We start from the raw sequence: 1,290 nt of genomic DNA, 5'->3' as shown, positions 1-1,290 counted from the left end.
GCCTGCCGTGCCCGGCTCCGGGCGGTCAGGCTTGATCCCTACGCCGGGCACGGCAGGCCCCACCCCCGTCGAGGTCAGCCACCGCCCGCGCCTTCCCGGCCCGCGTTCGCGCCCATGTTGCGGGGTCCGCGACAGCGCCCTTCCCCATGTCCGCAGGATGGGTCTTTCCGGTCGCGGGTGTCTTTCTGGTCTGCGGGTGCCTTCACCGTGTCCGCCGGAACGCCCTCCACGTCGGCGGATAACCCTCAGAGCGCGTTGAACAACCAGGTCAGCTGGTGTTGAGGAGTCGGCCGGTCTTGTGACCTGGGGCCAGTTGCGTCGTCAGTCAAGGGTCCGGGCCATCCCGACAGAGTTCGGCGCCGTTTGGCGGAAACCGTGCCGCTCGTAGAGGCGGCGGCCCGGTGGATCGGCGAGCAAGTTCACGAACGCACCGGGCGGCGCTTCCCGACGGATTGTCTCCAGTAACGCAGTCAGTACCGCGTCACCTATGCCCCGGCGCTGGTGCTCTGGCAATACAGCCATGTCGACCACGTGGAAGTACCACCCGCCATCGCCGAGCACCCGACCCATCCCTACTGTCGTGCCGCTCTCCTCGTGCAATACGTGCACCGCAGCCCAGCCACCCTGCACCGCGGCGGCAGCCTGATCGGGTCGACGCGGTGAGAGCCCAGATCGTTTGCGAAGGACTAGGTAGTCTCCGACCGTCGGTGGTCCATCGACCAACCGATAACCCGCCGGCAGGGCGGTAGGTGCTGTCATGACCGCTATGCTACAGCGCTCCTTACGAGACAGTGGCGACCGTCGCTTGGACCGCGTACCTGCTGCTTCACCGGCGTCACCAAGATCTGGGCCGACGGTGGCTACGCGGGGCCAACTCGTCACCTGGGCCGCCGCTGTCCTGGGCCTCGCTGTGGAGATCGTGCGCAAGCTCGCCGACCAGGTCGGCTTCCAGGTCCTGCACCGCAGATGGGTCGTCGAGCGGTCCCTGTGGATCAACCGTTGCCGACGCACCGTCCGCGACTACGAACGCAGCCCCGAACACCACGCCGCGATGGTCCGGTGGGCCATGGTCATCATTCATGACCCGACGCCTCGCCCGACACCACAGGATCGGCTGGCTCCAAGCCGTACTCAACACCAGCTGACCTGGTTATTCAACGCGCTCTCAAATGCGTTCAGGGCCACCCCTGTTGGAGTGGCCCTGAACGAAAGATTGTCCGGCGGTGTCCTACTCTCCCACACCCTCCCGAGTGCAGTACCATCGGCGCTGGAGGGCTTAGCTTCCGGGTT

The 1,290-nt window shown here is 66.4% G+C and carries 1 protein-coding gene and 1 pseudogene; one reads left to right on the top strand and one right to left on the bottom strand.

The features are described 5' to 3' along the window. Window positions 1-321: 321 nt before the first annotated feature. On the bottom strand, window positions 322-759 hold the full coding sequence (locus tag AB0G14_RS35790; RefSeq protein WP_357705257.1) for a GNAT family N-acetyltransferase: 438 nt from the start codon (window positions 757-759) through the stop codon (window positions 322-324). Between the two features lie 151 nt (window positions 760-910). Between AB0G14_RS35790 and AB0G14_RS35785 the strand changes: the two are divergent. Continuing rightward, window positions 911-1,290, top strand: a pseudogene (locus tag AB0G14_RS35785) (hypothetical protein); the annotation flags it as partial.

Origin of the sequence: Micromonospora sp. NPDC023814 (assembly GCF_040639595.1) — a bacterium.
Taxonomy (GTDB): Bacteria; Actinomycetota; Actinomycetes; order Mycobacteriales; family Micromonosporaceae; genus Micromonospora.
Note: the sequence above shows the minus strand (reverse complement) of the source record. Positions and strands in the feature narration are given on the sequence as shown.

What these genes read in the sequence shown, in the direction of transcription:
- AB0G14_RS35790 (WP_357705257.1), bottom strand. Translation starts at nt 759, where the DNA reads ATGACAGCACCTACCGCCCTGCCGGCGGGTTATCGGTTGGTCGATGGA.